Consider the following 25,747-nt stretch of genomic DNA (forward strand, 5'->3'; position numbering starts at 1 on the left):
ATGGAAACTGCTCTCTTATTTTTCTCAGATTTGTTACAATAAGAGTAATAAATAATAAACAGGGCGTGATCTAAATTCTAAAATCTAAACGGCATTTCATATTCTTAGGAGCTACAGGAATAATTTATTATTCTTGGCTTTTAATTGTTCTTTTGATAGCTATGATTCTTGGTTATGAAGGGAACAAGTCAATTAGTATTTCTGGAATAGTGGTTGGGCTTATTTTTTGCTTATTGTTGCTATATACAATATGCTTTTCTTATTTTCAAGAAGATGGTAAGCAGTTTATTTTTAAGCTACCTTATCGTACTAAAATGAAAGTTAGTCAGCCCATTCTTTATGCCAAATGGCGTAATTTTCAAATTTATAAAATAAGAAGCGAGTTTCAAAGCTATTCTATTTTAATCATATCAAGAAAGAAGAAATAAATTAATGGAATCAGATATTAAGATCGCACAAGAAACTAAAGAATTACCAATCGAAGAAGTTGCCGCTAAAGTTGACTTAAAAAAGAAAGATTTAGAACCATATGGTTATGACAAGGCCAAAATCAGTTGGACTGCCATAAATCGTATTCGTAAGAATGATAAACTTGGCAAATTGATCTTGGTCACTTCAATTTCACCAACTCCAGCTGGAGAAGGAAAATCAACTATTACAATTGGACTGGGGGATGCCATTCATAATCAATTACATAAGAATACTATGATTGCATTGCGTGAACCTTCGATGGGACCTGTATTTGGCCTTAAAGGTGGTGCCACTGGAGGTGGTATGGCTCAAATCATTCCAATGGAAGATATCAATTTGCACTTTACAGGTGATATGCATGCTTTAACATCCGCAATTGATACATTAGCTGCCTTGGTAGATAACTATATTTACCAAGACAACAGTTTAAATATTGATCCGGATCGTATTTTATTAAAGCGCGGACTCGATGTTAATGATCGTACTTTAAGAAAAGTTACGATTGGTGAAGGCTCAAAGTTTAATGGAATTGAGCATCAATCAAGTTTTGCCATTACGGTTGCTAATGAATTGATGGCTATTCTTTGTTTGGCTAATGACATCGATGACTTAAAGGCAAGAATTGGTGATATGTTAGTTGGTTATACCAAGGATGATCAACCAGTTTATGTTAAACAATTAGGATTTGAAGGTGCAATTGCTGCACTTCTTTCAAATGCATTAAAACCAAATATGGTTCAAACACTTGAACATACTCCAGCATTAGTTCATGGTGGACCTTTTGCTAATATTGCTCATGGAGCTAACTCGGTAATTGCTACTAATTTAGCTTTACATTTAAGTGATTATGTCTTAACTGAAGCCGGTTTTGGTAGTGATTTGGGTGGTCAGAAGTTTATGGACTTTGTTTCTAAGCATCTTGATAAGACACCAGATGCCACAGTTGTAGTTGCGACTGTTCGTGCCCTTAAGTATCAATCTTTAGGCTCCACTCAAGATCTGGATAAAGAAAATCTTGATGCTTTAAAGGACGGTTTTAAGAATCTGGAACGTCATATGAATAATATGCGTTCGTACAATGTTCCTGTTATTGTGTTAATCAATCGTTTTGCTTCAGATACAGACGAAGAAGTTACACTTTTAAAGAAATTAATTAAGGAACAAGGAATTCCGGTTGAGGAAGTTCGTTATCATGATATTGGCTCAAAGGGTGGTGTTCAAGCAGCTCAAGCTGTAGTAGATCTAGCTGATTCTGGTAAAGCTAATTTAAAGCCAACTTATCAAGAAAACGATGATGTAAAAACAAAGATTGAAAAAGTAGCTACACGGATCTACCATGCTTCTGGTGTTGAATATACCGAAAAAGCTGAAAAAGAAATTCAAGAATTAGAAAAATTGGGGAAGGATAAATTACCAGTTATTATTGCTAAAACACAATTTTCATTTAGTGATGATAAAAAGAAACTGGGTGCCCCAACTAACTTTAAACTTCATGTTAAAGGAATCAATTTAAAGAATGGAGCTCGTTTCATTGTGGTAACTACAGGACATGTTTTAGATATGCCAGGATTGCCCAAACATCCAGCTGCTTTGGATATTGATGTTGATAATAATGGGAAGATTAGCGGATTGTTCTAAAATATGCAAAGTTTATATTTACTTATTTCATTATTTATTGTTTTAGCCGATCAGGGTCTTAAAAATTATATTGTTAGCAACTATACAGTTGGTGAAGTGCATCAAGTTATCCCAGGTATACTATCATTCAATTATTTACAAAATGATGGTGCAGCTTGGAATATATTAACTGGTCAGATGTGGCTATTCTACCTTATTAGTATTGTAGTGATCGGAGTTTGCTTATACTTTTTGTTTAACAAGAAATATAAGAATACTCTATTCGATATAGGTTTATCGCTAGTGTTGGGTGGTATTATTGGGAATTTTATTGATAGAATTCATTTGAAGTATGTAATTGACATGTTTCAACTGGATTTTATTCATTTTAATATTTTCAATATTGCTGATTCTGCTATTACGGTTGGTGTAATTATTGTCTTTGTCTACTTAATTTTCTTTGCAGATAAGGAAGGTCAAGATGCCTAAAAAATATTTACTTGAAGTTAAAGATGAACATGGTCGTTTAGATAAATTCGTCTCTGAACAAGTGCCAGACTTATCAAGAACTAGAGTCAAAGAGCTGATTCAAGATAAAAATATTTTAGTCAATAATAAATCAGAAAAAGTTTCTTATAAGGTTCAAGCAGGTGATTGTGTTCTGGTTAATGTTCCAGCAGTTAAGCCGCTAGACGTTGTTCCTGAAAATATTCCATTGGATATCGTATATGAGGACGATGATGTGATTGTGGTGAATAAACCACAAGGTATGGTAGTTCATCCTGCACCAGGGCATCCTGATCATACATTGGTTAATGCTTTGTTGTACCATACAAAAGATTTGGCACAGTCTCCAGAGGGCTTTAGGCCAGGAATTGTGCATCGAATTGATAAAGATACGTCTGGTTTATTAATGATTGCTAAAAATGCCAAAGCCCGTGAGTCTTTAGAAGATCAATTAGCTCATAAAACAAATAAACGAATATATTGGGCAATTGTTCATGGCAATTTTGGTGAAGAGGGCGGTACCATCGATGCACTAATAGGACGTAATCCTTATGATCGTAAAAAGATGGCAGTAGTTGAAAACGGGAAAAAGGCTGTCACTCATTTTAAAGTGCTGGAACAATTTAAGGGTTTTAGTTTGATTGAATGTCAACTAGAAACGGGTAGAACTCATCAAATTAGAGTTCATCTTGATTATATTGGACATGCTGTAGCTGGTGATCCTTTATATGGCCCTCGCAAAACTTTGAAAGGACACGGACAGTTTTTACATGCAAAAGTCTTAGGATTTAGGCATCCTCAATCTGGTAAGTGGATGGAGTTTAGCGTAGAACCTCCTAAAATTTTTCAAGATACATTAGCTCAATTAGAAAAAAAGCAAGTGATAAGATGAAACGTTATTTGATTTTAGAAGATGGAAGTTCTTTTCCTGGTGAAGGAATTGGAGCAAATATCATCTCTACAGGCGAACTGGCTATTCAAACAACCAATTTTGGCTATCAAGAAGCATTAACCGATCCAACAAATGCAGGTAAAATTTTGGTTTTTACTTCACCTATGATTGGAAATAATGGGATTAACGCTATTGATTATGAGAGTATTGATCCAACCGTTAGAGGGATTATCGCTAATGATATTGCATTAAATATCTCCGATAGTGAAAACTTTGAAGATTTAAGTTCTTTTTTAAAGGAAAAGAAAATACCTGCCATATTTAAGGTTGATACTCGTGCTTTAGTTCATCGTTTGATGGAAGAGGGCACAATCAAAGCCTCTATTATGGATACTAACGATGAACATGCTTTTGATCAGATTAAAGCTTTAGTTTTACCAAAAAACAAATCAGCTATGGTATCTACCAAGAATGCATATGCATCCCCAAATGTTGGTAAGACTGTAGCCGTTCTTGACCTCGGCTTAAAACATTCTATGTTAAGAGCATTATCTTTAAGAAAAGTAAACACAACGGTGTTGCCGTATAATGCTAGTCCAATAGATATTGAAAACCTAAGACCTGAAGGAATTATTATTTCAAACGGTCCAGGTAAGCCTGAAGAAGTAATAAATCAGTTAACACCTGTCTTGGATCATTTTTATGGAAAATATCCAATTCTAGGAATTGGTCTTGGCTTTTTGGCTTTGAGTGATTATCTAGACTTTGAATTGGTCGATTTACCACAAGAGTTTGATGGAATTAATTATCCTGTAATTGAACAGAATACAAATACAATCTGGCAGACATCTATGAATATTGATCAACTTGTGTTACCGGATAGTGTGAAGATGAATATGAATCGAGAATATTTTGACCTTCATAGTGAGTTGGTGGCTGGCTTTTGGAATGTAAAAGACAAGCTAATTGCGACTGCCTTTAATCCTGAAGGTGCACCAGGGACTCATGATGCAGATGAGGTCTTTGATTATTTTGTACAAATGATGGAGTAGATTATGCCATTAGAAAACGATTTAGATAAAATATTAATTATTGGATCTGGTCCCACTTTAATTGGTAGTGTAGCTGAAATGGATTTGATGGCTACTGAAGCAATCGATGCCCTAACAGAAGAGGGGATTGAAGTTGTTTTAGTTAATCCTAATCCAGCCACCATTTCTACGGATAAAAAACCTAATGTGACGGTCTACCTTGAGCCAATGACATTAGATTTCTTAAAGCGTATTTTACGGATGGAAGAACCTGATGCTATTATTACAGCTTACGGTTCAACTAATGGTTTAAAGGTTGCTCATAAATTGCTGCAAGATGGAATTTTAGAACAAATGGGGATACAACTACTAACTCTTAATTCTAGAATGCTACAAATGGGCAACCAACAGAAACGTACAGAATTACTGGATAAGCTTAGAATTGAAACCAGTAAATCTTGGGAACTTAATCAAGGTATTCAGGATAATTTAGATGCTTCATTAGAAGTGATAAATAATAAAGTTGAATTTCCTGTTTTAGTAACCAAATATAATCGGTATGTTCATAATGAGCACTTGTGTTTTAAAGATGCAAATGCTTTGATGGAATATTTTAAAAAAGAAAAGCAAAATGATGCTTTTACCTGGAAGAACTATCGTTTAACGGAAGATCTTTCATCTTGGGAAGAAGTCATCGTTGATGTAATCCGGGATAAAGACGGCAATCTTGTTTTTATTAATTTTGCTGGTTCAATTGAGCCAGTTGGTATCAATTCGGGCGATTCAGCTGTGGTGATGCCATCCCTTACTTTGAATAATGATCATATTCAAGAATTACGAGAATCAGTTAGGAAAATTACTGATAATTTGAACTTAGTTGGTTTTGCTAGTTTCCATTTTGCTGTTAAACACCATGGTACTCAAATCAAATCTAAGCTTTTGACAATTCGTCCTCGGTTAACTAGAAGTTCAGTTTGGATTCAACGAGTTGGCTTATATGATGTTGGCTATATTGTAAGTAAGGTAGCAATTGGTTATCGTCTAAACGAAATCATTGATCCTTTATCAGGACTAAATGCATCTGTTGAACCAACACTTGATGCTGTAGCAATTAAGATGCCGTATTGGTCGTTTGCGGAGTCTGGTTATAATCACTACAAGCTAAATAATAGAATGCAAGCTAGTGGTGAAGCTATGGGAATTGGTCGAAATTTTGAGACCGCCTTTTTAAAAGCAATTGACGCAACAATTAACCTTGAACGTGGTTGGGAAGCTTTCGTGAAGGAATGTCATAAGTCAAATGAAGAAATTCTGGATGATCTAAAACATCCTAATGAATTGCATTTAATTAAACTTTTGGCAGCAATCAATCAAGGAATCCCATTATCTGATTTGCAAACAATTACACATTTGCACCCTATTTATTATCAAAAATTATTGCATATTATTCATATTGGCCAAGCATTAGTTAAAAATAGGAATAATCTAACTGCAGAATTAGTAAAAGAAGCAAAAGTTTATGGCTTCTTTAATCCTTTATTAGGTAAAATTCTAGGTAAAACCGCAGAAGAAATTCGTCAAATTGTGGCTGACTATAATTTAAAGCCAGCTTTCTTGAAAGTAGATGGTTCTGCAGGTGTTTACAAGCCTAATGTTTGTGCATATTACAGTGCTTATAATGTGCAAAATGAAGCTAAAACTTTACCAGCTGAGAAGAAGATCTTGATTTTAGGGATGCTTCCATTGCAAGTATCCGTAACAAGTGAATTTGACTATATGGTCGCTCATGCAGCTAAGACTTTACATAAGAATGGCTATGTTACAGTTCTGTTGTCTAATAATGACGAATCTGTTTCTTCAAGATATAAAGATATCGATAGGGTATACTTTGAATCTATTACGCTTGAAAATATCCTGATGGTTGCCAAAAAGGAAAATATCCAAGAAGTATTACTACAATTTTCAGGTAAGAGAATTAGTGGCTTCAGCAAGAAACTTGAAGAAAGTGGCTTGCATGTTATCGGACAGAAAGAAGATCCTCGTGATAAAATTAATCATTTACTGGACCAAAAGTTCACTACACTTAAACGTGTTCCAGCTTTAAAGACAACTGAAGTGGCTAAAGTATTTAGTTTTACCAGCCAGTATGGTTTTCCGATTTTAATTGGTGGTATGAATAAGGAAAACAAACAAAAGTCTGCAGTTGTTTATGATATCCCAGCAATAAAAAAGTATTTAGCTGAAAACCAATTAGATGAAATTACTGTTTCTCGTTTTATTGAGGGGAATAAGTATGAGGTAACTGCAATTTCTGATGGTAAAAATGTAACATTACCGGGAATTATTGAGCACTTGGAACAGACAGGGTCACATGCTTCAGATTCTATTGCAGTTATTCAACCTCAAAATCTAACTTTAGAGCAGGAAGCAAAGGTTGAAAAAGAGTCAGTAAAGTTAATCAAACAACTACAAACAAAAGGTATTTTTAACTTACATTACTTATTTGTTGATGACGTTTTATATTTATTGCAAATTAAACCATACGCTGGTCATAATGTTGCGTTTCTGTCTAAGTCATTAAATAAGGATATTGCTGCATGCGCTACTGAAGCATTAATTGGTAAGACATTACCAGAATTAGGATATCCAAATGGGTTATGGAAGACTAGTAATTTTATTCATATAAAAATGCCTGTTTTCTCATATCTTAACTATACTAGTGGAAATACATTTGATTCGAATATGAAGTCATCAGGTTCCGTAATGGGTCGAGATACTCATTTGGCCAAAGCACTGTATAAGGGATATGAAGCGAGTGATTTACATATTCCAAGTTATGGCACTATTTTTATTTCTGTTAGAGATGAAGACAAAAGTCGTGTAACTGAATTAGCACGTAGATTTGATCGATTAGGTTTTAAACTGATTGCAACTGAAGGTACGGCTAATATGTTTGCAGAAGCAGGTATCACTACTGGCGTTGTAGAAAAAGTGCATAATGATCCACGTAATCTGCTTGAAAAGATTCGGCAGCACAAAATTGTAATGGTAGTTAACATTACTAATCTCTCTGATGCAGCGAGTGAAGATGCCTTAAGAATTCGAGATCAAGCTTTGTATACTCATATTCCCGTATTTTCAAGTATTGAAACTGCTGAGCTAATTTTGGATGTTTTAGAATCCTTAGCTTTGACTACACAACCAATCTAATAATTAATGTAAAATAAAAATCCAAATTATCAGACAGATAATTTGGATTATATAAGGGAAGACATGTTAAAAGCATGTCTTCTTTTTATTTCTTATCAATTTTCATAGGCATAACTTCGTCTTCTTTAGGTGTAACTTCAATAGAATTTTGTCCAGTGTAAATGACAAATCCGGGTTTAGCTCCATTGGGCTTCTTAACGCGTTTATCTTGAACATAATCTACTTGAACATGAGCGGAATTTTTACCTTTAGAGAAGTAAGCTGCAATTTCCGCTGCTTCTTTAATATCTTGTTCAGTTGGTTGATCATCACGTAGAATGACATGTGAACCAGGCATGTTTTTAACATGGAACCAGTAATCAGTTTTATTTGCTTTTTTCAAGGTCAACCAATCATTTTGATAATTGTTTTTACCTACTAAAACATGTTTGCCAGATGAAAGTTTGAATTCATTTAAATTCTTTTCGGTAACTTTCTTTCTCCGTTTGTTTTTCTTTTGTTTGCGAATGTAACCTTGATTGATCAATTCATCATTTATTTGGTCAATGTCTTGGGGATCCGCGTTGTCAATAGCTGTTTGGATAGAATCAAAATAACGTAAGTTTATTTTAGCAATTCTGATTTGCTCATTTACATGTTTAATTGAATCACGTAATTTCTTGTAACGAGTAAAATATTTTTGAGCATTACGAGCAGGGGAGAGTGCTGGATCCAATTTGATTTCAAGTGGAGCATTATTTTCATAGTAATTAGGTAAGGATACTTTGGTCATACCAGGTTTTACTTGCGAAAGATTTGCATTTAAGATTTCACCTTTAATACGATATCCTTCAGAATTTTCTGCAAGGTTTAATTGCTTTTCTAGCTTCTTAATCTTCTTACTTAATTTTTTCTGCTCATTTTTAACAACTCGTTCAACTTGACTTGCACGTTGTTTTACCCAATCACGATTAGCTTGATACTCGTAAAATTCATCCAAGCCTTTGTTCAAATCAGGATTAGAACTTTCCTTTTCTAGGTCCAAATGATATGGAAGATAGCAAAAGATTTTACGTTTATTTCTAGGAGTTTTTAAAACAAAAGCTCTTGGATTATTAAATTGATCGAAAAAGGTTTTGAATGAAGAGTAACTATAGTCATCCTCGAGATATCCGAGGAGTTCATTTCTGTCGTCTCTATCTAAACCATCCATCTTTTTAACTAAATCAGTTGGCTCATTTTTTTGGCATAGATCTTTAAATTTGCTTTCTGATAAAGTTAATCCATTTAATCCAGGTTTCAAAGGAGGCAATTCATATTTTGCTTTAGGTAGTAAAATACGTGCTCTGTTTTCATCGGGATTAATTCGTTTTAGTAGATCAATAATATGATTGTCTTGTTGATTATATAAGATAACGTTACTGTGACGACCCATAAGTTCGACAGAGAGCACTAACTTAACTTGATCACCTAATTCATTTCGATTGCTGAAATGAAAGTTTATAATGCGATCTAAACCAACTTGCTCAATGGATTGTAAAACTGATCCTTCTAAGTACTTTCTCAGCACCATAACAAAGATAGGCGCTTTTTCTGGGTTAGCAATAGTTTGATCAGTCAAATACATTCTTGGATATTGTGCGTTGGCTGAAATTAGGAATTGATAATTTTTCCTATTTTTTCTAAAAATTAAGACTAGGTCTTGATCAAATGGTTGATAAATTTTTGATAAGCGACTGTCTACAAGGGTAGGGGTTAAGTCTTTTAATAAGCTATGAATAAATAATCCATCAAATGCCATAATATCACCTCAAAATACGACTAATATTATAACAATAATTTGCAATTTTCTAAAATAGAAAAGTCCTTATCGCTTTAAGTTTATCTATAAATATAAGCTAATATATAAGCTAAAAATTATAATTAATTTGTTTCACAAAAACTGAAAGCAAAGTTAGACAAAATGTTTCACAAGAGCTAAAATATAAATTGTAACATGCAAATTTGTCTGCAAATGGTATTATCAAACACTATGTTAAATGATAAAATACAAATATAATAAATTTGCTTTGGAGAAAAAGGACATATTTATGGATGTATTATTTTTTAGTACAATTGCTGATCAAGTGAAAAAAGAAATAAATCACAAATGTGGTTTAAATATTTCACAAACTAGAATTCTTATATTTTTTGACGAAACAGATAATAAAGCATTGTCAATGGGTAAATTGGCTGAGGGGCTAAATATCTCATTGTCTACTTTGAGTCGTCAGCTTCAGCAAAAGAAAACTAAGGGCTTAATAAATCTTGCTCGCTCTAAAAAGGACTCTAGTAAGATTGTGAATTTAAATGAAGATGGTATAAAAAAAGCTCGAGAACTTAAGAAAACTCTTGCAGAAATTGAAAGAACTTTATTTGTGTATCTTGATCAAGACGCATCTGCTTTGTTTATTAAGCAACTTAATAAGATAGCTCAAAATTCATCGTCTCTCCAAGGGATGGAGTAGGGGATAAGATGCGTAAGTAGATACTTTTATGCTATAATTCTTCTATATTAAACATTTAAACTTAGAAATTAAGAAGGGTTAAAAATTGAAAATTGCATTAGTTACTGACAGTACTAGTGTCTTAACTAAACAAGAAGTTAGTGACAATAATATTAACGTAGTGCCTATTCCGGTTATTGTTGGTGACAAGGAATATTTAGAAGGTGTGAATATTACTTCTGCTCAACTTTTTGATATGGAAAGACAAGGTGCTGCTTTTCCTAAAACTTCACAACCTAGCATGGGTCAAATGATTGAATTATTTAATAAACTACATGGTGAAGGGTATGAAGCAATAATTGCTATTACCTTATCAAGTGGTATTTCAGGCTTTTATCAAAACTTGGTAAATATGGCTCATAATAATCCAGAATATAATTTGTATCCATATGACTCGAAGATGACAGTAAGACTGCAGGGCTATTTAGTATTGGCAGCTGCAAGAATGATTAAGGCTGGTTTAGAACCTAAAGCAATTCTTGATAAGCTAGATAAGATTCGTGAGACTATTAATGAGTTTTTTGTAGTTGATGATCTTAAAAACTTAAGTCGAGGCGGTCGTTTAAGTAATGCTAGCGCATTTATTGGTACTATGCTTCAAATCAAGCCTTTGTTGACTTTTAATGATGAAGGTAAAATTGTAGCCTTTGACAAGATTAGATCTTTAAAGCGTGCAGTACTGAAAGTTGAAAAACTTGCTATAGAAAAGACTGCGGATCTGCCATATAAGGATAAGTTACGTTTGTTTGTATTTCATTCAAATGATCAAAAGCAAGCTGAACAAATTAAGAATTTTGTTAATGAAAACTTTCCAGATAAACCTGTAGATGTGGCAGAATTCAGTCCAGTAATTGCTACACACTTGGGAGAAAAATCAATTGCTATTGCATGGATGGTCGATATTGATAAATTAGATTTCAGTAAGTAAAAGAGTGTATCCTAAAAAGATACGCTCTTTTTTATGTTGTCCAAGTAATAGTAAAATTATTATCGTATTACAATGCATAATTATAGTGATAATAGATTAACTATAGTTACTTAAGTAATAAGCAATAATAATTTTATTATTATATTTAAGCAAAAAATATAAAATAAATATCAATAATAAATATATTATTAATCTAAAAAGGCGCTGATTTATTCAGCGTCCTTTTCATTAGAAATCTTATCAAGAGCAGCTTTCTGCTTTTTTTGATCAACGTGGGTATAAAGATCAGTTGCCGTAGTTCCTTTTTGTCCAAGTTGTTGAGCAACTAAAACCTGATCTTTAGTTACTTCATATAATTCAGAAGCTAGAGTATGGCGCAATTTATGAGGAGTAAGGGGATGACCAAAAGCTGCAGAATATTTATTAACCATTTTTTCAATAGCATTGGTTGTTATTCTTCTAGTTTGGTTATGCCAGCGAGTGAGGAAGAATGCTGTTTGCTGTGGATCAGCCATATAGCGATTTCTACGAATCGTTTTATATTTTTGGATATAGTCAAGTGTCCATTCCGCAATTGGAACACTGTCTTTCTGTCCGCCTTTACGAGTAACATCTAAAACTGCATCTTTTAGATTCAGATCTTGTAGATCAACGCCCGCACATTCGGATACTCGTATGCCAGTTCCTAGAATAAGAGCAATGATAGCCATGTCTCTTTCTTTATTTCTTTTAAAACCTGGTTTTGCTTGTTTATTACATTTGTTTTCATAATCATGGTCAATAAACTTTAAAAACTCGAATTTTAAGTTACCAGTATACATATGCGATTCTAAAACGTGAGCGCGATAGTTTAATGTTTTAGTATCATTTAAGGATTGAATCTTGAGCATAACATTACGGTCGAAGTAAGGTTTTCCGTGGTTATTATCTGCTGTGATAGTTAAGAATTTAAAAAGAGAACGTAATGCATTGATAGATCGATTAATGGTTGTAGGGGAGTTTAAATGACCTTGTTTATTTTTTGTATGACCAAGATAATCAATATAAAGCATGATGTCATTGCGTCGTAGAGAAGCTAAAGTATCCGTCTCGACATGTTGATTGTCAGAAGCATTTGAAATACCTTCTTTGCGTAACCAATCAAAAAAGCGACGGATTTCTGTTAAGTACTGATAAGTAGTAGTCAATGAGTGATTCGTACCCAGATGGTATTGTTTAACATAGTCAGGCATCTTATCTAATTCAATTCTTATTAATTCAAGATACTTAGTGGTTTCCATAAATTACTCCTTTTGCAAACAAATGTTTTATCTATTATAGCATTTAAATGAAAATTCTAGAGATGAAAAAAGCACCCATCTGAAAAGATAAGTGCCAAAAATATTCTAATCTATATATTAATTACGCTTGATACTAACAGTGATATCTATAATAAACATCGTAAAAGAATCAATTGTAAAAAATAATTTAGAAAAATCATCTTTACTTATAACTGAGATACTAGCAACGCAATATTGGCATTTCAGTTACAGTAACAATGATTCTATTTCTAATATAGCTAATCTACCTAAAGCAGATTAATCGATATTAATAAATAGTGTTGTTTGTATGGTACAACATAGCCCTTTATGAGTATTTTAAGCTGTTTAATTAGAAGGATCAAGCCAAAAATAACATTTTTTGAAAATTAAACATTATATTAGTCTAATGTTATCATTAATAATGTAATGTTATTGTTTATCAGCAAGATAATCGTATTTTGTGCGTAAAAATTGTACAATATAGACAATAACTTTAGTGAGATGAGGAAAAACAATGACAGAAGAAGAAATCGAAGTAAACTTTCAAGCTAAAAATCCAAGTGGCATTAAATTATTGAATCGTTTATATGATGGACACTTAGTATTAAACGATATTGGTGTTCGCTTAGATGAACAACTTAACAATGAGAATGAAGAATTAACTGTACCAACTCAAGATGATGTTGATAATTTAAGCAAAACTTTTGGTAAAGCTGTTCAAACTTTTAGTGATATTACTGAAGCTTATGGTGATGTCAATAACTTCGCTGAAAACTTTGCTGGTTCAACCAAGGACTTTGCTGAAAAGTTAATTACTGAAATGGCTGATTTCAATAATGGTATTGCTGATATTGGCGATACTGAAGGCGGACTAGAGAATTATGATAATGATAAGCTTAACGACTGGGTTAACCAAGTAATGGGTGACATTGTAGAAACAAATGAAGCTTTTAAAATCTTGGTTAATGACAAAGATTAAGGAGAGTTTTAGGATATGAATAAAGTTCCTCTGTCTACTTGGACAGAAATCCTGCAGGAGACTTTTCTTCATCCGTTCACTTGGAAGGCTAGAACAAGTATAAGGACCTATTGGTCAGGCTGGCTTATTTTAGCGTTGTTAGATTTTATTCCTGGAATTTATTTATTAATAATGGGTGTAGTACCTCTTTTTCTAGTTGGTCTTCACCAGCCAGGCGCTTTTGATATTTCCTGGTATATTGCTATGGCAATAGCTGGAGTAATTAACTTATATTTCTTTCTTTGCAAATTAGGATTAATGATACGTCGATTACATGATTCAGGCAGAAATGGAGTATGGGCTTGGTTAACATTTATTCCAGTTGCTGGTGTTTTCATATGGCTATATTTGATGCTTCAATCACCAACATTTAAACCAATTAAATGGGACCGTTATTTAGTAAAAAATAGATAATAAAAATACCACTCATGAGATTTGACTCATAAGTGGTATTTTTTTACTTCAAGCTTGCAATGGGATAAACAGTATAATCAGCACGGTAAACAAATAATCGATGCCCATCAATTACAAATTGAGTAGAGTTTTTCATATCACTTTTATGGATTGAAACGTCATTACCAGTAAAGACTGCGATCGGCATCCCTAACTGACTTCTAATCATAACCACCTTAGCATCGCCTTTCCAGTCATTCTTAAAATTTTGATACATCGTATTAAGAAGTGGAATTGAACGGTTCTGATCGTCAATCTTTACATGTTTATTAAAAGCATCTTCGTAGTTTTTCAAACCTTCATAGGCAATTAAAGTAGAACCTACGTGGATCATACGTTGCTTTCCATAATCAACATCGATAACGCTAGATTTTTCTTTCCCATTGTCATTTTGTTGCGACATTTTCTTATCAGTATGAATATTTACTGATTTTGCCTTGATTTGATCAATTTTTTGACCATTTGAATCATAAGTGGAAACGGTTAAAGGTAATGCGCCAATTTTGGCTCACATTGACAGCTCCCAGTTTTGGAAATCACTACAAGCGGATAGGGTGAGGATGACAATACTTAATCCTAAAAATAGACTCAGCTTTTTCATTAACTTCATTTTTCTTCAACTTTCTTTTTACTTATTGATTTTTGATAGAGTAATTTTAACATTTTTCTCTTTAAAAGTGATTAATAAAAATGCACTAAGCATCAACTTAGTGCATCAAAATTATTAGAATCTATCTGCTTTAACATAAGCATTTTGTCCCACTCTGTAGTAAGCTTCATTATGAATATAGTGCTTAGGACCATAAGTTTTGACAGGAGAACCTTGTTTAAATGACTTCCAGCTGCTATTTAAAGTGCCATCATTTTTATAGACATATGCATCATATTTGAATTTTCGAGCATTACCTAGCACATTACTGGATAAAACATACTTATTTTCACCAATTCTAAGAGCTGATTTGCCATTTTTTAGTTTAGTTTTACCACCATAGTATGTAATTGTACTGTATGCCTTGTAACTTTCACCCGTACGTTGACCATCATGATTATAAACATTGGCTTTATACATTACTTTTGCAGTATGTTTTGTATTTTTGTTAACTGGGGCTTGAGATACAGCTGACCCTGAGATAGACAAAGGCAAGATAGTTACGTTGCCATCAGTAGACATACCTTTCCAATTATCCGTGTATTGCCAAATAGCAACTCCGTCCATGGAAGGGAAGTATTTAAAGTTAGGTTTGTCAACACGACCAGAAATAGCATAGGCAGCTACCCATAGAGAATTAGGATATTTTTTAACGATTGAAGGCGTATTGATATTATTTTGCAAAACTGATGAACTAGCATACAAGAGTGGTTGGTAACCAGCAGATTTTATTTCATCCATGAACGCAATAATGGCATTAGCAGTCACATTTTTACCATTAGTAATAATATTGCCTTGACCGGTTTCATAATCACAAGCTAAATATGAACCCTTTGGTAATCCTAAAGCTTTAGCAGAAGAAATGGCATATTTGGCTTCTTTTCTGGCAACACTTGAATTAGAGCTAAAAGTTGCAAAATGATAACCCATGGGCATCATATCATTTGCAATTGCAGACTTAATCTGACTAGCACCTTTAGGGTTGCGATAGCTGGTACCTTCACTTACTTTAACGATGGCAAATTGTGAACCAGCCTTTGCATGAGCGGATAGATCAGCACTTTGATAACTTGCCACATCAATTCCTAAAGCCTTAGCAGCTACAGAAGTGGTGGAAGCTTGCACTTGAGAAGTTGAAATAAAACTAGGGATAATGGTCATACCGGTGTTCATTAACATAGTAGCGCAGGCCAATTTAACGATAGTTTTCTTTTTAATCAAATTAATTCCTCCATAATTAGTGGAGAGAGTTAACATTTATATCTCTCACTTAATATATCTAAATTTTATATATTATAGACTACATTGGTAAGTACCAAAAGGCAATATTCGAGATCGATTATTAATGAATTAGTAATAGTATAGAAATATTTTGCAATCAAACTGAGATAAATGTTTACTTTTATTTTCAGGGGGATAGAATTTAAGTGAGAAAGCGCTTGCAAGAATAGAGGCGAACAATTATGAAAGAGGCTCAGTTAGTCCAGCAGCATCAGTTATATCCTGGTAGCCAAATGCGGAAGCAATTAGATCTAACCGCACTAACTCCTTCAAATAATGATGAAAAAGTTGGTAAGAAACCTAAAGTGTTGAATGTCATTTTCAGTATTCTTATTGTTGTTTTAGTATCTTTGTTTTTAACAGGGTTTGGCTATCAATTATGGTGGGTTTTTGCTTTAGTTTTAATCCTAGGCTTATTTATTACTTTACCAGTATGTTTTAGTTCTTTCTGGGAAATAAATCAGCAACAATTAATTATTACTACTTATAGTGAAAACGGAATAAAGAAATTAGGCCAATTGCTTGGTATAGTAAAGGCAGAAAAACAGGTAATTGATTTAAGTCAAATACGGGATGCACGAATTAAATATGAAAAAATACCAAGAGTGAGTCTATTTAATTTCAATCCGGATCATCTATATCTGTTATTAGCAATAGATCATGAAGATCAAATAAAACTAGATTTGAATAATGTAAATTATGTTAAGTTAAATAATATTATTGCTTTTCTGACTAATAAAAATGTCAATGTTTATGATGAACAAATGATTTTACAATTATTGGCTGAACATAAGAATTTATTCAAACACTTTCATAAGAAATGGGTAACAGTTTATTAAAGTAAAAAGCGGGAAGAGTTCAAATTGAACTTTTCTCGCTTTTTGTTCTGAATTATCTTTAATTTAATACAGTGATAAAGTACCTTTTTGCTTAATATATTTATTTGTAAGATTAAATACAAGTAAACCAATGATCAACCAAAAAGCTGCATTAAACAAAGAACCAACTAGATAAAAAGGTAAATTATAGCTATGTTGATTAACAATTAACCTGATCCAACTTACCATCGGACAAATAGGTAAGAGGCAAGAAAGAATTTTAATTGGAGAGGAATAGTATTCAAAATTAATAAGTAAAACAGCTAAGTAAATATATTGAAAAATGATCAGTGTACTACCAATTCTCTTGAGACGCAGCACTAAACTGACTACTACATAACCTAATCCAATGGTAGCTATTAAGGTTAATGAAAATGGAAGTAGTGTGAGTAGTGATAAATTGAGCCAATGCCCAGTAAAGAACATAATCAACAGCAATACTAAAGTAACTTGTACTGTTGAAGTAATAATATTTACTATGCTCTTGTTAAAAAATAATTGTTTGGTGGAAATAGGCATTAGATATTGTTGTTCTAAGATACCGTTCCGCGCTTCATTGGCTACGGTCATTCCCATTTGACTAATTGTATTCTGAATTAAAGTCCAGAGAACATAGCCAATGACTGTAGCATTTAGAGATGAACCAATTATTCCATTGCCAACTAATGTACCACTCCAAAAGATTCCCATGAACATTAAGATTAATAAAAAGAGATCTGATAAATAGTTAAAAAGATATCTTTTATATAAATAAATTTGGTACCAACATTCAGCTTTAAAACTTTTCATTTTTATTACCCCATATAATGTTCAAAAATATCGCTTAGATCTCTAGTTTTAGTTTCTATCGTTTCTACTGGTAATTTACTTAATAAGCTAAGTACCATAGACAGGTATTGTGTTTTTTTGATACTTAAGTAATACGTATTTTCATTTTTGGCAGTCACTTCGCAATAGGACATGACTTTTTCTTTCTCAGCAGTTGTAATTTTGCGTGAAAACTGAACTTCAAATACCGTTCTTTGATTCAATTTAGCAAGACTTGCTTTGACATTGCCTGAGAAAACAAGCTGACCATGATTGATTAGAAGAATTTTATTAGCTACTTTTTGTGCAAAATCTAACTGGTGAGTGGTAACTAAAATACCAATTCCATGAGAAGCTAATTGCTTTAACATATTAGTCATAATCTTAGTTGAAGCCAGATCAAGTCCTAAAGTTGGTTCGTCTAGAATCAATAACTGGGGATGCGCAATCATGGCACAACAGATACCAATAATTTGCTGCATCCCGCGACTTAGTTTGGTAATAACTGTATCTTTTTTTGCAAGTAAATTAAATCTTTTTAATAAAAACAAGCCTTTTTCTGTTGCTTCTTTCTTGTTAAGACCTCTTTGACCACCCCAGTAAATAAAGTTTTCTATGGGTGATAGGGACCAAAACATATTTTTAGAGCCTTCTAGTAGGACACCGGTATTTTTAAGAAGAGGCAGATTTTTATGGGTAACATCTTGACCTTGAAAGAATATTTGTCCTTGATCTGGACTAATTAAATTTAAAATTATTTTTAGAGTTGAAGTTTTACCAGCACCATTTGGACCTAAAAAGGCAACAATATCGCCACTGTTCACTTCGAAAGAAACATTAGAAACTGCTTTTTTATTTGCTTTTTGGTATGTTTTGGAAATGTTTTTAACTGTTAAAAGGTCAGACATATTTAATCATCCTTTCTTTTTCAACTGCTCGTTGATATGTTTAATGTCAAGCCATAAGCGGAAAAAGTATCCTCCGTAAGCGATGGCATACATGATAATAAAATTAAATATGGTGATAACGAGAGAATGCCATGTGTAGTTGAAATCGTTAAGTAATAAGCAAAATAAGATCCAAGGGACAAAACAGATGAAGAAGTTAACTATAATTTGTTTTCTTAACGACCACTTATCGTTATCAAAAATCCAACTAGCCAAATTGAAGAAGATACCAATTAAGAAAGAAGCTACTAGCCAAAAAAGAAAGGTCGTAAGTGGTAATTTGCCTGTTTTAATGCTTTGAATATTAAGTGATAGCATTGCTTCTACAGCAATCCAGATCATACCGATACTAATACCAATTAGTCCACTGTGTAAGAGAGTTTTTAAACGTTTCATAAGCCTAGTTTCTCCTTTAAATTCTTTATTTTTCTGCGAGAGATTTGAACATCAATCTTATTCTCTAGAATTGCATCAATGTTGCCGTTTTCTAACATTTTTAGATGATCTAATTTACGATAATTAATAATGGCGCTTCTGGAAGCCATGATAAAATCGCCGGGTAAATTCTTCTCGATCTGATATAAGCGTCCCTTAAAGATATATTTATCGGATTGGGTATAAATTTGTGTTTTTTCATTTTCCACTTGAATTAAGAAAATATCATCATACTTGACTTGAAAGGCATCCCTATCCTGATAACACCAAAGGAAATCTTGTTTAGAATTTAACTCTTTGGTAATTTGTTCAATTTTGGTAGTCATCTTTTTTATCCAAAATTCAGCTTTTTCTTCGGTTAAATTTGAATCAATATTTAGCTTAACTTTCATTAATTTCCCTCCTCGTTGTTTAACAGTATACATATTTATTATTACCAATCTAGCTAATTTCGGTAAACGGTAGTAATAGCTCGGTGAATGGTTTATTTTCACTGTTTCAAGAGAAAAAGAGATTGATGCTCTCCAATTAAGGATGTATCAATCTATTTTGTTTAAAATATGTGAAGTTAAAATGGCTACAAATATTAAATGGTAATTAGTGCTTGAAAAGAATATATGATAAAATTATTATAAGTTTAATTTAAAAATTTAAATAGAGGAAAAATAAGATGCATTTCATATTAAAAGTCAAGGCCTTTATAAGATTCTATGCTGAATTGGCTTTTGATAATAAAATAAGCTTGATTTTTACACTTTTATTTCCAGCAGTTTATCAATTACTCAATTCTAATCAGATTACCATTACTAATGAAAATGATTTTATACAAGCATGCATATCGATGAGTGCATATATCATTGTATCTACAGCTTTAAACGGTGTAACCATGTCTATCATTTCAACTAGGAATAGTGGATATATAAAAGCATACTATTATGCTAGTGGTAGTAGATGGGCTATTTATTTAGCGAATCTATGTGTTCAATTAATTATAGTTTTATTGGAGAACTTAGTTTTTATAATATCGTTCATGATATTATATAAGTTCTTTTCTATTCATTTGTTAATAAATTTTGTTTTAATGACTGTAATTTCATTTCCTTTTGTTGCATTAGGATTTAATATTTTATTTTTGCTCAAAACAAGAGCATCAAATATATCTATTTTAGCAACTGCACTTATCATAGGATTCTTGGCTTTATTTAGTGTTTCTACTGATATTGCTATACCTAATTTTCTAAAAGTCTTAATCGGAATTAATCCTTATGTATTTGTAAACTTTATTCTGCGTGAACTATTACAGCCTAATTTTATCTTAGGTTTGAATGTAATACTCATTTGTATAATATTTGGCTTGCTTGGATTTGTTGGTTATCAATTTATGGATTTACAAAACAGGGGCATTAAACATTAATGATTGAATTAAAAAAAGTAACAGTCAGTTACTCCAAAAATAAAATTTTTAAGAATTTTTCAGGGAAAATTTCGTGTAATAATTTAATTGTCTTAATGGGAAAGAATGGTGTTGGGAAAAGTACTTTATTAGATATTATTAGTGGCTTAAAAAAGATTGATTCAGGATCTTTATATGGCATCCCGCCAACTAAGAAGATAATGTATATGTTTCAATCCACTCCTTTTTATTCAAATGTGAAAGTCAAACAAATGTTAAGGATGTATAAAACTTTTGGGAGAATTACTAGTTTTGAAAAATATAAAATCTCAGAAATAAACGAATTCTTTGATAAAAATATTGAGCCATTACTAAATAAATCTTTGGGTGATTTATCTGGAGGTGAAACCAAACTAGTATTTACATATGCATCCGCGATGGTTCTTAAATCGTTATACTTATTTGATGAACCACTTTCTGGAGTTGATCCGGAGAATCGAATAAAAATTATCAACTTATTAGAAGATTTAGGGAGAAAAGTACCGATTATTATTACCGCCCATGAGATCTTACCATTTAAAGATATTGATTGTACTTTAAAGTATTTATCGTCAAATAGATTTCTTTTTTCTGGTAGTTATGCTCAGTTAATTAAAAATTATGGTGCAACATCTGAAGAAGCATTTCTTAATTTAACTCAAGAAATGCGGAAAGAAAATAAAAAGCATCAATAAAAGTAATTGGATAAAACCATATGTTTAAAAATAAAGAGATTGATACTCTCCAATTAGGGATGTGTCAATCTCTTTTATTATCTTAAGTATATTAAATAAAATACGGCTGTGAGTACCTCAGCTAAGCCTTGTAAGAGGATGGTAATACCGGCTCCAAAATGTTGGACGATCAATCCACCTAGAAAAGAGCCAATAGGAATCATACAGTTAATAATACTGCTATTAATTGTTTCAATTCGGCCTAGTATATGGGGACTAAAGCTGCGTTGAATTAATACTTCAAAGTTGATATTCATGATACTGATCCAAAAAGCGCTGCTTAAAACAAAAAATAGGATCAAAAATGGAAGGTAATTAGCTATTAAGACTTCAAGCATTACTGAAATTCCCGCAAGGAAAAGACAGATAGTTACCAACCTTGCCAGTTTACCTTCTTTAGCTGTAAAATGTGCCACTACCAAACTTCCTAAAAGCCCACCAATTGATGAAAATAATTCTAAACCACCGTAACTGATAGCGGACTTGTTTAAATAGTGACTAGCGAAGTAGGGCATCCCTACTGAAGAAATTCCATAAAACAAATTAGTCACTGCGAAAGGTAAGATTAAAAATAAGATCTTTTCTTCGTGTGCTAAAGTTTGCCCGCCCTTAATCAAGTCTTTTAAATAGTTACCAGTGAAATATTCTGATTTAGCCGTTAAAAATTCTTGAGGTATGTACAATCTTGCATAGAAAATTAAAGCAATTGCAAAAACTAAAGCACTAATAATCACTGTGCTTTTTAGCGATAAATAAGTAATTAGTGCAGTGGCTAAGGCATCTAAGAATAAGTCCAGAGTTTGATAGGACATCTGAAAGATACCATTAACTTTAGCTAGTTTCTCTTTATTAATAATTGCTGGTAAAATTTTCTCTTCAGTTGGATAAATCAGGGTAGAGCCGATTGTCGAAAGTACATAAACTATTAGTAACAATACAATAGTTATTACTGCTTGCTTTTGTGCAAATAAAAATACAGCTATAATACTTAAAATAATTTGTAATAACGAAACATAATTAAGCAACTTCTTAGTGTTAACGCGATCAATTAATGGTCCGAATAAGAAGGCTAGTATGTCAATCGTGGAATCAGCTATAAATACCAATGAAAGAATCAAAGGTGAGCGAAAGGTAACTTTGAAATACCAAAGAATTGCCATGTAGAAGAGTGAATCAGCAATATTAGTGGCAATTCTTCCAAATAATAAAACTCTTACAGTATTGTTTTCTTTTTGAATTAAGTCTTTTAACATTTTCCCGTGCCTCTAAAAATACTTTTCTAAAAACTAGTACTTCTGAAAGTCAGGGAAAAGTTACTAATTAAATATAGTTAACAAACCCCAAACTTTCAGAATTTGGGGTTGAGCCTTAAGTAACGCTTAACAGTTAACAGAAAGAAGTTTAACTGCAAGCTTAAACCTAAGTTTTTATGAATAAACACTTAGAATTCATCTCCTGTTTAAATAGTAGTCATTATTATAGCATAGATATTTAGCATGCTTTTTGTACATAAAACAAAGAATATTTCAAAAATTCAAAATTAAACTATTATAACAAGTTTGACAATTTAGTATTTTATTGTACGATTAATTTATAATTTTTTAAGAAGGAAATTTTGCCATATGATGAGTACCGTATTTTAGTCTAGAGGGACTAATTTACTTGTTCCCTCTAGATGAAAAGTTAAAATATCAACTATTTATTCAGAGGATGAACAAACTTAAATGAAAAAATTAAATAAAGACGAATTAGACTTTAACCGTGTAAAAGAGATAGTAGCTCATTATGCAACTACACCAGAAGCTAAGAGCGAGATTATGACGACAGCTCCCAAAATAAGTTATAATGCTGTCAAACTTTTGTTAGATGAGACACAAGAAATGTTAAATATTTTGAATCGAGATTTGCATGTTCCATTTGTTTCATCTGATTCGCTTAAACCATTAATGTTGAAGGTTAAAAAAGGGTTGATACTAGATGCAGATGAGTTAGAAAAGATTGCGGATTTCATACGTGTTAATCGTTTGCTCAAACGTTTCTTACTTAAACAAGATGATGCACCAATCTTGAATAGTTATGCTGATGAACTTGATGTTTTAGATGATCTTGAGCAAAAGATCTATAGAACGATCGAACGTGGACGAGTTTCTAATAATGCTGATCATGATTTGGCCAGACTTCGTGTTCAAGTTAATAAACTTAATGATCAAATTCAGTTAAGCTTACAGCATTTTCTTCAAAGTAAGAAATATCAAAATCTTTTACAAGATAAGTTAATAATTGAAAAAGATGATCATTATACACTACCAGTTAAAGCCAGTTATCGTAATACTTTTCCTGGTAAGGTTATCGATTCTTCAAATAATGGGAATACAGTCTTCATAGAGCCAAATAAAGTTGGTAATTTAGCTGATCATAAGAATCAAGTTCAGTCTTCGATAACCGCCATTGAAATGCCAATTTTAGGTATGTTAAGTGCGACAGTATTTGAAAAAATATCAGTTATCGAGAATAATTTGAAAGTTATTACTGAAATTGATGTGATCTTAGCCCGTGCTAAATATGCAAGGAATGTCAATGGAGTCAAGCCTGAATTAAATATAAGCAATCAACTTATTTTAAATGAAATGTGTCATCCCTTGTTGAAAAATCCTGTTCCGTTGTCTGTAAAAATAGGCAAACCACAAAGAGGATTATTAATAACAGGTCCAAATGCAGGTGGGAAGACAGTTACATTAAAAACAATTGGTCTGAGTATATTAATGACCGAGGTAGGCTTATTCTTACCAGCAAAGAGCTGTAATATTCCAATCTGTGGCCATGTTTTTTCACTGATCGGTGATCAACAAGATATTGATAATTCACTATCAACTTTCTCAGGTGAAATGGTGAAGATCAGTCAGATTATTAAGTGTGCTAAGAAAAATAGTTTAATAGTTCTGGATGAGCTAGGAAGTGGCACGGATCCTAATGAGGGTGCTGCTTTGGCTATTGCTATCTTACAAGAATTACAGCTTCGCGGTTGCATCGTAATTGCAACGACACATTATAGTTCGATTAAGGATTATTCAATAAAAAATGATGCATTTGCTACCGCGTCAATGGATTTTGATATTGAGAATTTAAAGCCTACATATCGTTTAATCATGAATCAAGCAGGTGAAAGTCGAGCTTTATGGATTGCTAAAAAAGCAGGTATGTCGAGCCAAGTTTTAAAAACAGCTAAAAATATTCTAACTACTGGAAAGATACCGTTAAAAGTTAGTGATGTATCATTTAAAGCCAGAAAGATGCATAAAAAGCTAATTTTGCATAAGGGTGATGTTGTATTTGTAGGTGAATTAAATAAAGAAGCACTTTTTTATAAAAACTCTAAACTTGCCAATAAGATTATAGTTTTTGTTGATAAGAAATTTATTGAAGTATCAACGAAGAGGGTAAAATTAAGGCGGAAAGCTGTTGATTTGTATCCCGCTGGTTACAATCTTGATCTTCTATTTATCAAGGATTGGCAACAATACAAATTTAATAAAGATTTAGATCGCGGCTCAAAGAAAGCTTTTAAAAAGCTTAAGCAAGAAAAGTAGTTAAAAAAGTATTGATATGATGCAAGCCTTAAAAAGGTTGAAAAAAGAATCCGATATCCATGTTTTAGAGACATGGTTATCGGATTTTTTAAATACTATTGCAAACTAAATCTATGTTAGGTAAAATCTTAAATAATATTTTGAAAATTATGAAAGAAGGCGGATGAAATGGAAGAAGAGACTTTTATTCTAGATTTTGATAACAATCATCATGCAGTACTTGAACCTAATTTTGAACAATTACCTTATAAGTTTCATTCAAGATTGCTTTATGCATTTGTTCCCAAAGATGAGCTCGACAAATTTCTGAAAAAGTATCCTCATCAAACAATAGGGCATTTTAAGACCATTTCTTTTCAACCATCTGTTTATGAAGTAAATATTAATGATGAAAAGTTTACTTTATGTCAAGCTCCTATGGGAGCACCAGCGGCGGTGAAATTATTAGATTGGTTGATAGATTATGGGGTTAAGCAAATCTTGGCCTTTGGTAATGCAGGCGCACTGAATGATTTACCAGAAAATTCGATGTTTGTACCAGTCAAAGCTATTAGGGATGAGGGGACATCCTTCCATTATATGAAGCCAGGAAAATTTGTCGACTTGAAATCAGATTTTTTGGACAAAATCGAAGGCATAATAGACCAGCTAAATTATTCTTATGAGGAAATTGTTACTTGGACCACAGACGGTTTTTTAGGGAAACACCAAGGAAAGTTACACAATTTCGTCAGTTAGGAGCTTCGACAGTCGAAATGGAGTGCTCAGCACTTGGAGCATGTGCTCAATTTAGGAAAGTCGATTTTGCTCAAATCCTATTTACAGGGGATACATTAGCCAATATGGATAATTATGATCGCCGCAATTGGGGAAGAAGTTCTTATAGTGTTGGCCTTGAGATAGGGGCAAAAATCTTGATTCAAGTGTAGTGTTAGTCGGTAAATTTACTATTTAATTTCTGAAAAATGGTGAGTGCAAATGTTAAAAAGCATTACTGTAAAAAAGCGGATTGCAATTATTTTTGATACATTCCCTGTCAAGTAG

At 32.5% G+C, this 25,747-nt stretch carries 23 protein-coding genes and 1 pseudogene; 15 read left to right on the forward strand and 9 right to left on the reverse strand.

Annotation, left to right across the window (positions count from 1 at the left end; genetic code table 11):
* Window positions 1-161: 161 nt before the first annotated feature.
* The 6 genes from FC57_RS11480 to FC57_RS02225 are packed head-to-tail and all read left to right on the forward strand — an operon-like array spanning window position 162 to window position 7,728.
* On the forward strand, window positions 162-428 hold the full coding sequence (locus FC57_RS11480; RefSeq protein WP_007126223.1) for a hypothetical protein: 267 nt from the start codon (window positions 162-164) through the stop codon (window positions 426-428).
* A gap of 4 nt (window positions 429-432) precedes the next feature.
* Window positions 433-2,109 (forward strand): formate--tetrahydrofolate ligase, encoded by a 1,677-nt coding sequence (locus tag FC57_RS02205; RefSeq protein WP_007126222.1) that lies wholly within the window; start codon window positions 433-435, stop codon window positions 2,107-2,109.
* 3 nt (window positions 2,110-2,112) lie between these two features.
* Complete coding sequence (gene lspA, locus FC57_RS02210; RefSeq protein WP_007126221.1) at window positions 2,113-2,577, forward strand: signal peptidase II; 465 nt, start codon at window positions 2,113-2,115, stop codon at window positions 2,575-2,577.
* Entirely contained in the window at window positions 2,570-3,487 is a 918-nt protein-coding gene (locus FC57_RS02215) for an RluA family pseudouridine synthase (protein WP_007126220.1), read from the forward strand. The genes lspA and FC57_RS02215 overlap by 8 nt, the downstream gene beginning before the upstream one ends.
* Complete coding sequence (locus FC57_RS02220; RefSeq protein WP_007126219.1) at window positions 3,484-4,539, forward strand: carbamoyl phosphate synthase small subunit; 1,056 nt, start codon at window positions 3,484-3,486, stop codon at window positions 4,537-4,539. The genes FC57_RS02215 and FC57_RS02220 overlap by 4 nt, the downstream gene beginning before the upstream one ends.
* A gap of 3 nt (window positions 4,540-4,542) precedes the next feature.
* The gene (locus FC57_RS02225; protein ID WP_007126218.1) at window positions 4,543-7,728 is read left to right on the forward strand and encodes a carbamoyl phosphate synthase large subunit; all 3,186 of its coding nucleotides are present in this window, start codon (window positions 4,543-4,545) and stop codon (window positions 7,726-7,728) included.
* 85 nt (window positions 7,729-7,813) lie between these two features.
* Here the strand turns inward: FC57_RS02225 and FC57_RS02230 are convergent, their stop codons facing one another.
* On the reverse strand, window positions 7,814-9,508 hold the full coding sequence (locus FC57_RS02230) for an Rqc2 family fibronectin-binding protein (RefSeq protein WP_007126217.1): 1,695 nt from the start codon (window positions 9,506-9,508) through the stop codon (window positions 7,814-7,816).
* Window positions 9,509-9,797: 289 nt separating this feature from the next.
* Between FC57_RS02230 and FC57_RS02235 the strand changes: the two genes are divergently transcribed.
* Together FC57_RS02235 and FC57_RS02240 are read left to right on the forward strand one after the other, a co-directional pair.
* Window positions 9,798-10,214 (forward strand): MarR family winged helix-turn-helix transcriptional regulator, encoded by a 417-nt coding sequence (locus FC57_RS02235; RefSeq protein ID WP_040529683.1) that lies wholly within the window; start codon window positions 9,798-9,800, stop codon window positions 10,212-10,214.
* 85 nt (window positions 10,215-10,299) lie between these two features.
* Window positions 10,300-11,181 (forward strand): DegV family protein, encoded by an 882-nt coding sequence (locus tag FC57_RS02240; RefSeq protein WP_007126215.1) that lies wholly within the window; start codon window positions 10,300-10,302, stop codon window positions 11,179-11,181.
* A gap of 209 nt (window positions 11,182-11,390) precedes the next feature.
* Here the strand turns inward: FC57_RS02240 and xerS are convergent, their stop codons facing one another.
* The gene (gene xerS / locus FC57_RS02245; protein ID WP_007126214.1) at window positions 11,391-12,461 is read right to left on the reverse strand and encodes a tyrosine recombinase XerS; all 1,071 of its coding nucleotides are present in this window, start codon (window positions 12,459-12,461) and stop codon (window positions 11,391-11,393) included.
* A gap of 535 nt (window positions 12,462-12,996) precedes the next feature.
* Between xerS and FC57_RS02250 the strand changes: the two genes are divergently transcribed.
* Complete coding sequence (locus tag FC57_RS02250; protein ID WP_007126213.1) at window positions 12,997-13,461, forward strand: hypothetical protein; 465 nt, start codon at window positions 12,997-12,999, stop codon at window positions 13,459-13,461.
* A 15-nt stretch (window positions 13,462-13,476) separates the two neighbouring features.
* Complete coding sequence (locus FC57_RS02255) at window positions 13,477-13,914, forward strand: DUF805 domain-containing protein (protein WP_007126212.1); 438 nt, start codon at window positions 13,477-13,479, stop codon at window positions 13,912-13,914.
* 43 nt (window positions 13,915-13,957) lie between these two features.
* On the opposite strand, the gene FC57_RS02260 is transcribed toward FC57_RS02255, so the two are convergent.
* Together FC57_RS02260 and FC57_RS02265 are read right to left on the reverse strand one after the other, a co-directional pair.
* Entirely contained in the window at window positions 13,958-14,455 is a 498-nt protein-coding gene (locus tag FC57_RS02260; protein WP_236695702.1) for a DUF5052 family protein, read from the reverse strand.
* A 222-nt stretch (window positions 14,456-14,677) separates the two neighbouring features.
* Window positions 14,678-15,823, reverse strand: a complete 1,146-nt coding sequence (locus FC57_RS02265; protein ID WP_040529680.1) for a GH25 family lysozyme — start codon at window positions 15,821-15,823, stop codon at window positions 14,678-14,680.
* 242 nt (window positions 15,824-16,065) lie between these two features.
* Here FC57_RS02265 and FC57_RS02270 point away from each other — a divergent pair, with 242 nt between their 5' ends.
* A complete protein-coding gene (locus FC57_RS02270) occupies window positions 16,066-16,722 on the forward strand; it encodes a hypothetical protein (protein ID WP_007126208.1) in 657 nt (218 codons plus the stop codon).
* A gap of 63 nt (window positions 16,723-16,785) precedes the next feature.
* Here FC57_RS02270 and FC57_RS02275 read toward each other — a convergent pair whose 3' ends face one another.
* From FC57_RS02275 to FC57_RS02290, 4 genes are read right to left on the reverse strand one after another with little or no spacing between them, the layout of a single operon-like run.
* On the reverse strand, window positions 16,786-17,550 hold the full coding sequence (locus FC57_RS02275; protein WP_007126207.1) for an ABC transporter permease: 765 nt from the start codon (window positions 17,548-17,550) through the stop codon (window positions 16,786-16,788).
* A gap of 5 nt (window positions 17,551-17,555) precedes the next feature.
* Window positions 17,556-18,476 (reverse strand): ABC transporter ATP-binding protein, encoded by a 921-nt coding sequence (locus FC57_RS02280; protein ID WP_007126206.1) that lies wholly within the window; start codon window positions 18,474-18,476, stop codon window positions 17,556-17,558.
* Between the two features lie 6 nt (window positions 18,477-18,482).
* Window positions 18,483-18,911: a DUF3021 domain-containing protein gene (locus FC57_RS02285; RefSeq protein WP_007126205.1), complete on the reverse strand. Its 429-nt coding sequence runs from the start codon at window positions 18,909-18,911 to the stop codon at window positions 18,483-18,485.
* Window positions 18,908-19,342, reverse strand: a complete 435-nt coding sequence (locus FC57_RS02290; RefSeq protein WP_040529676.1) for a LytTR family DNA-binding domain-containing protein — start codon at window positions 19,340-19,342, stop codon at window positions 18,908-18,910. Before FC57_RS02290 ends, FC57_RS02285 begins: the two co-directional genes overlap by 4 nt.
* Window positions 19,343-19,620: 278 nt before the next feature.
* Here FC57_RS02290 and FC57_RS02295 point away from each other — a divergent pair, with 278 nt between their 5' ends.
* Window positions 19,621-20,364, forward strand: coding sequence for a hypothetical protein (locus FC57_RS02295; protein ID WP_007126203.1), 744 nt, complete (start codon window positions 19,621-19,623; stop codon window positions 20,362-20,364).
* The gene (locus FC57_RS02300; protein WP_056990007.1) at window positions 20,364-21,077 is read left to right on the forward strand and encodes an ATP-binding cassette domain-containing protein; all 714 of its coding nucleotides are present in this window, start codon (window positions 20,364-20,366) and stop codon (window positions 21,075-21,077) included. Before FC57_RS02295 ends, FC57_RS02300 begins: the two co-directional genes overlap by 1 nt.
* A gap of 77 nt (window positions 21,078-21,154) precedes the next feature.
* Here the strand turns inward: FC57_RS02300 and FC57_RS02305 are convergent, their stop codons facing one another.
* The gene (locus FC57_RS02305) at window positions 21,155-22,369 is read right to left on the reverse strand and encodes an MFS transporter (RefSeq protein WP_007126200.1); all 1,215 of its coding nucleotides are present in this window, start codon (window positions 22,367-22,369) and stop codon (window positions 21,155-21,157) included.
* Window positions 22,370-22,840: 471 nt separating this feature from the next.
* Here FC57_RS02305 and FC57_RS02310 point away from each other — a divergent pair, with 471 nt between their 5' ends.
* Both FC57_RS02310 and FC57_RS02315 read left to right on the forward strand, forming a co-directional pair.
* Window positions 22,841-24,703, forward strand: a complete 1,863-nt coding sequence (locus tag FC57_RS02310; RefSeq protein ID WP_007126199.1) for an endonuclease MutS2 — start codon at window positions 22,841-22,843, stop codon at window positions 24,701-24,703.
* A 168-nt stretch (window positions 24,704-24,871) separates the two neighbouring features.
* Window positions 24,872-25,632, forward strand: a pseudogene (locus FC57_RS02315) (nucleoside phosphorylase).
* The last annotated feature ends 115 nt before the right edge of the window (window positions 25,633-25,747 follow it).

This window comes from Lactobacillus ultunensis DSM 16047 (genome assembly GCF_001436305.1).
GTDB classification, from domain to species: Bacteria; Bacillota; Bacilli; order Lactobacillales; family Lactobacillaceae; genus Lactobacillus; species Lactobacillus ultunensis.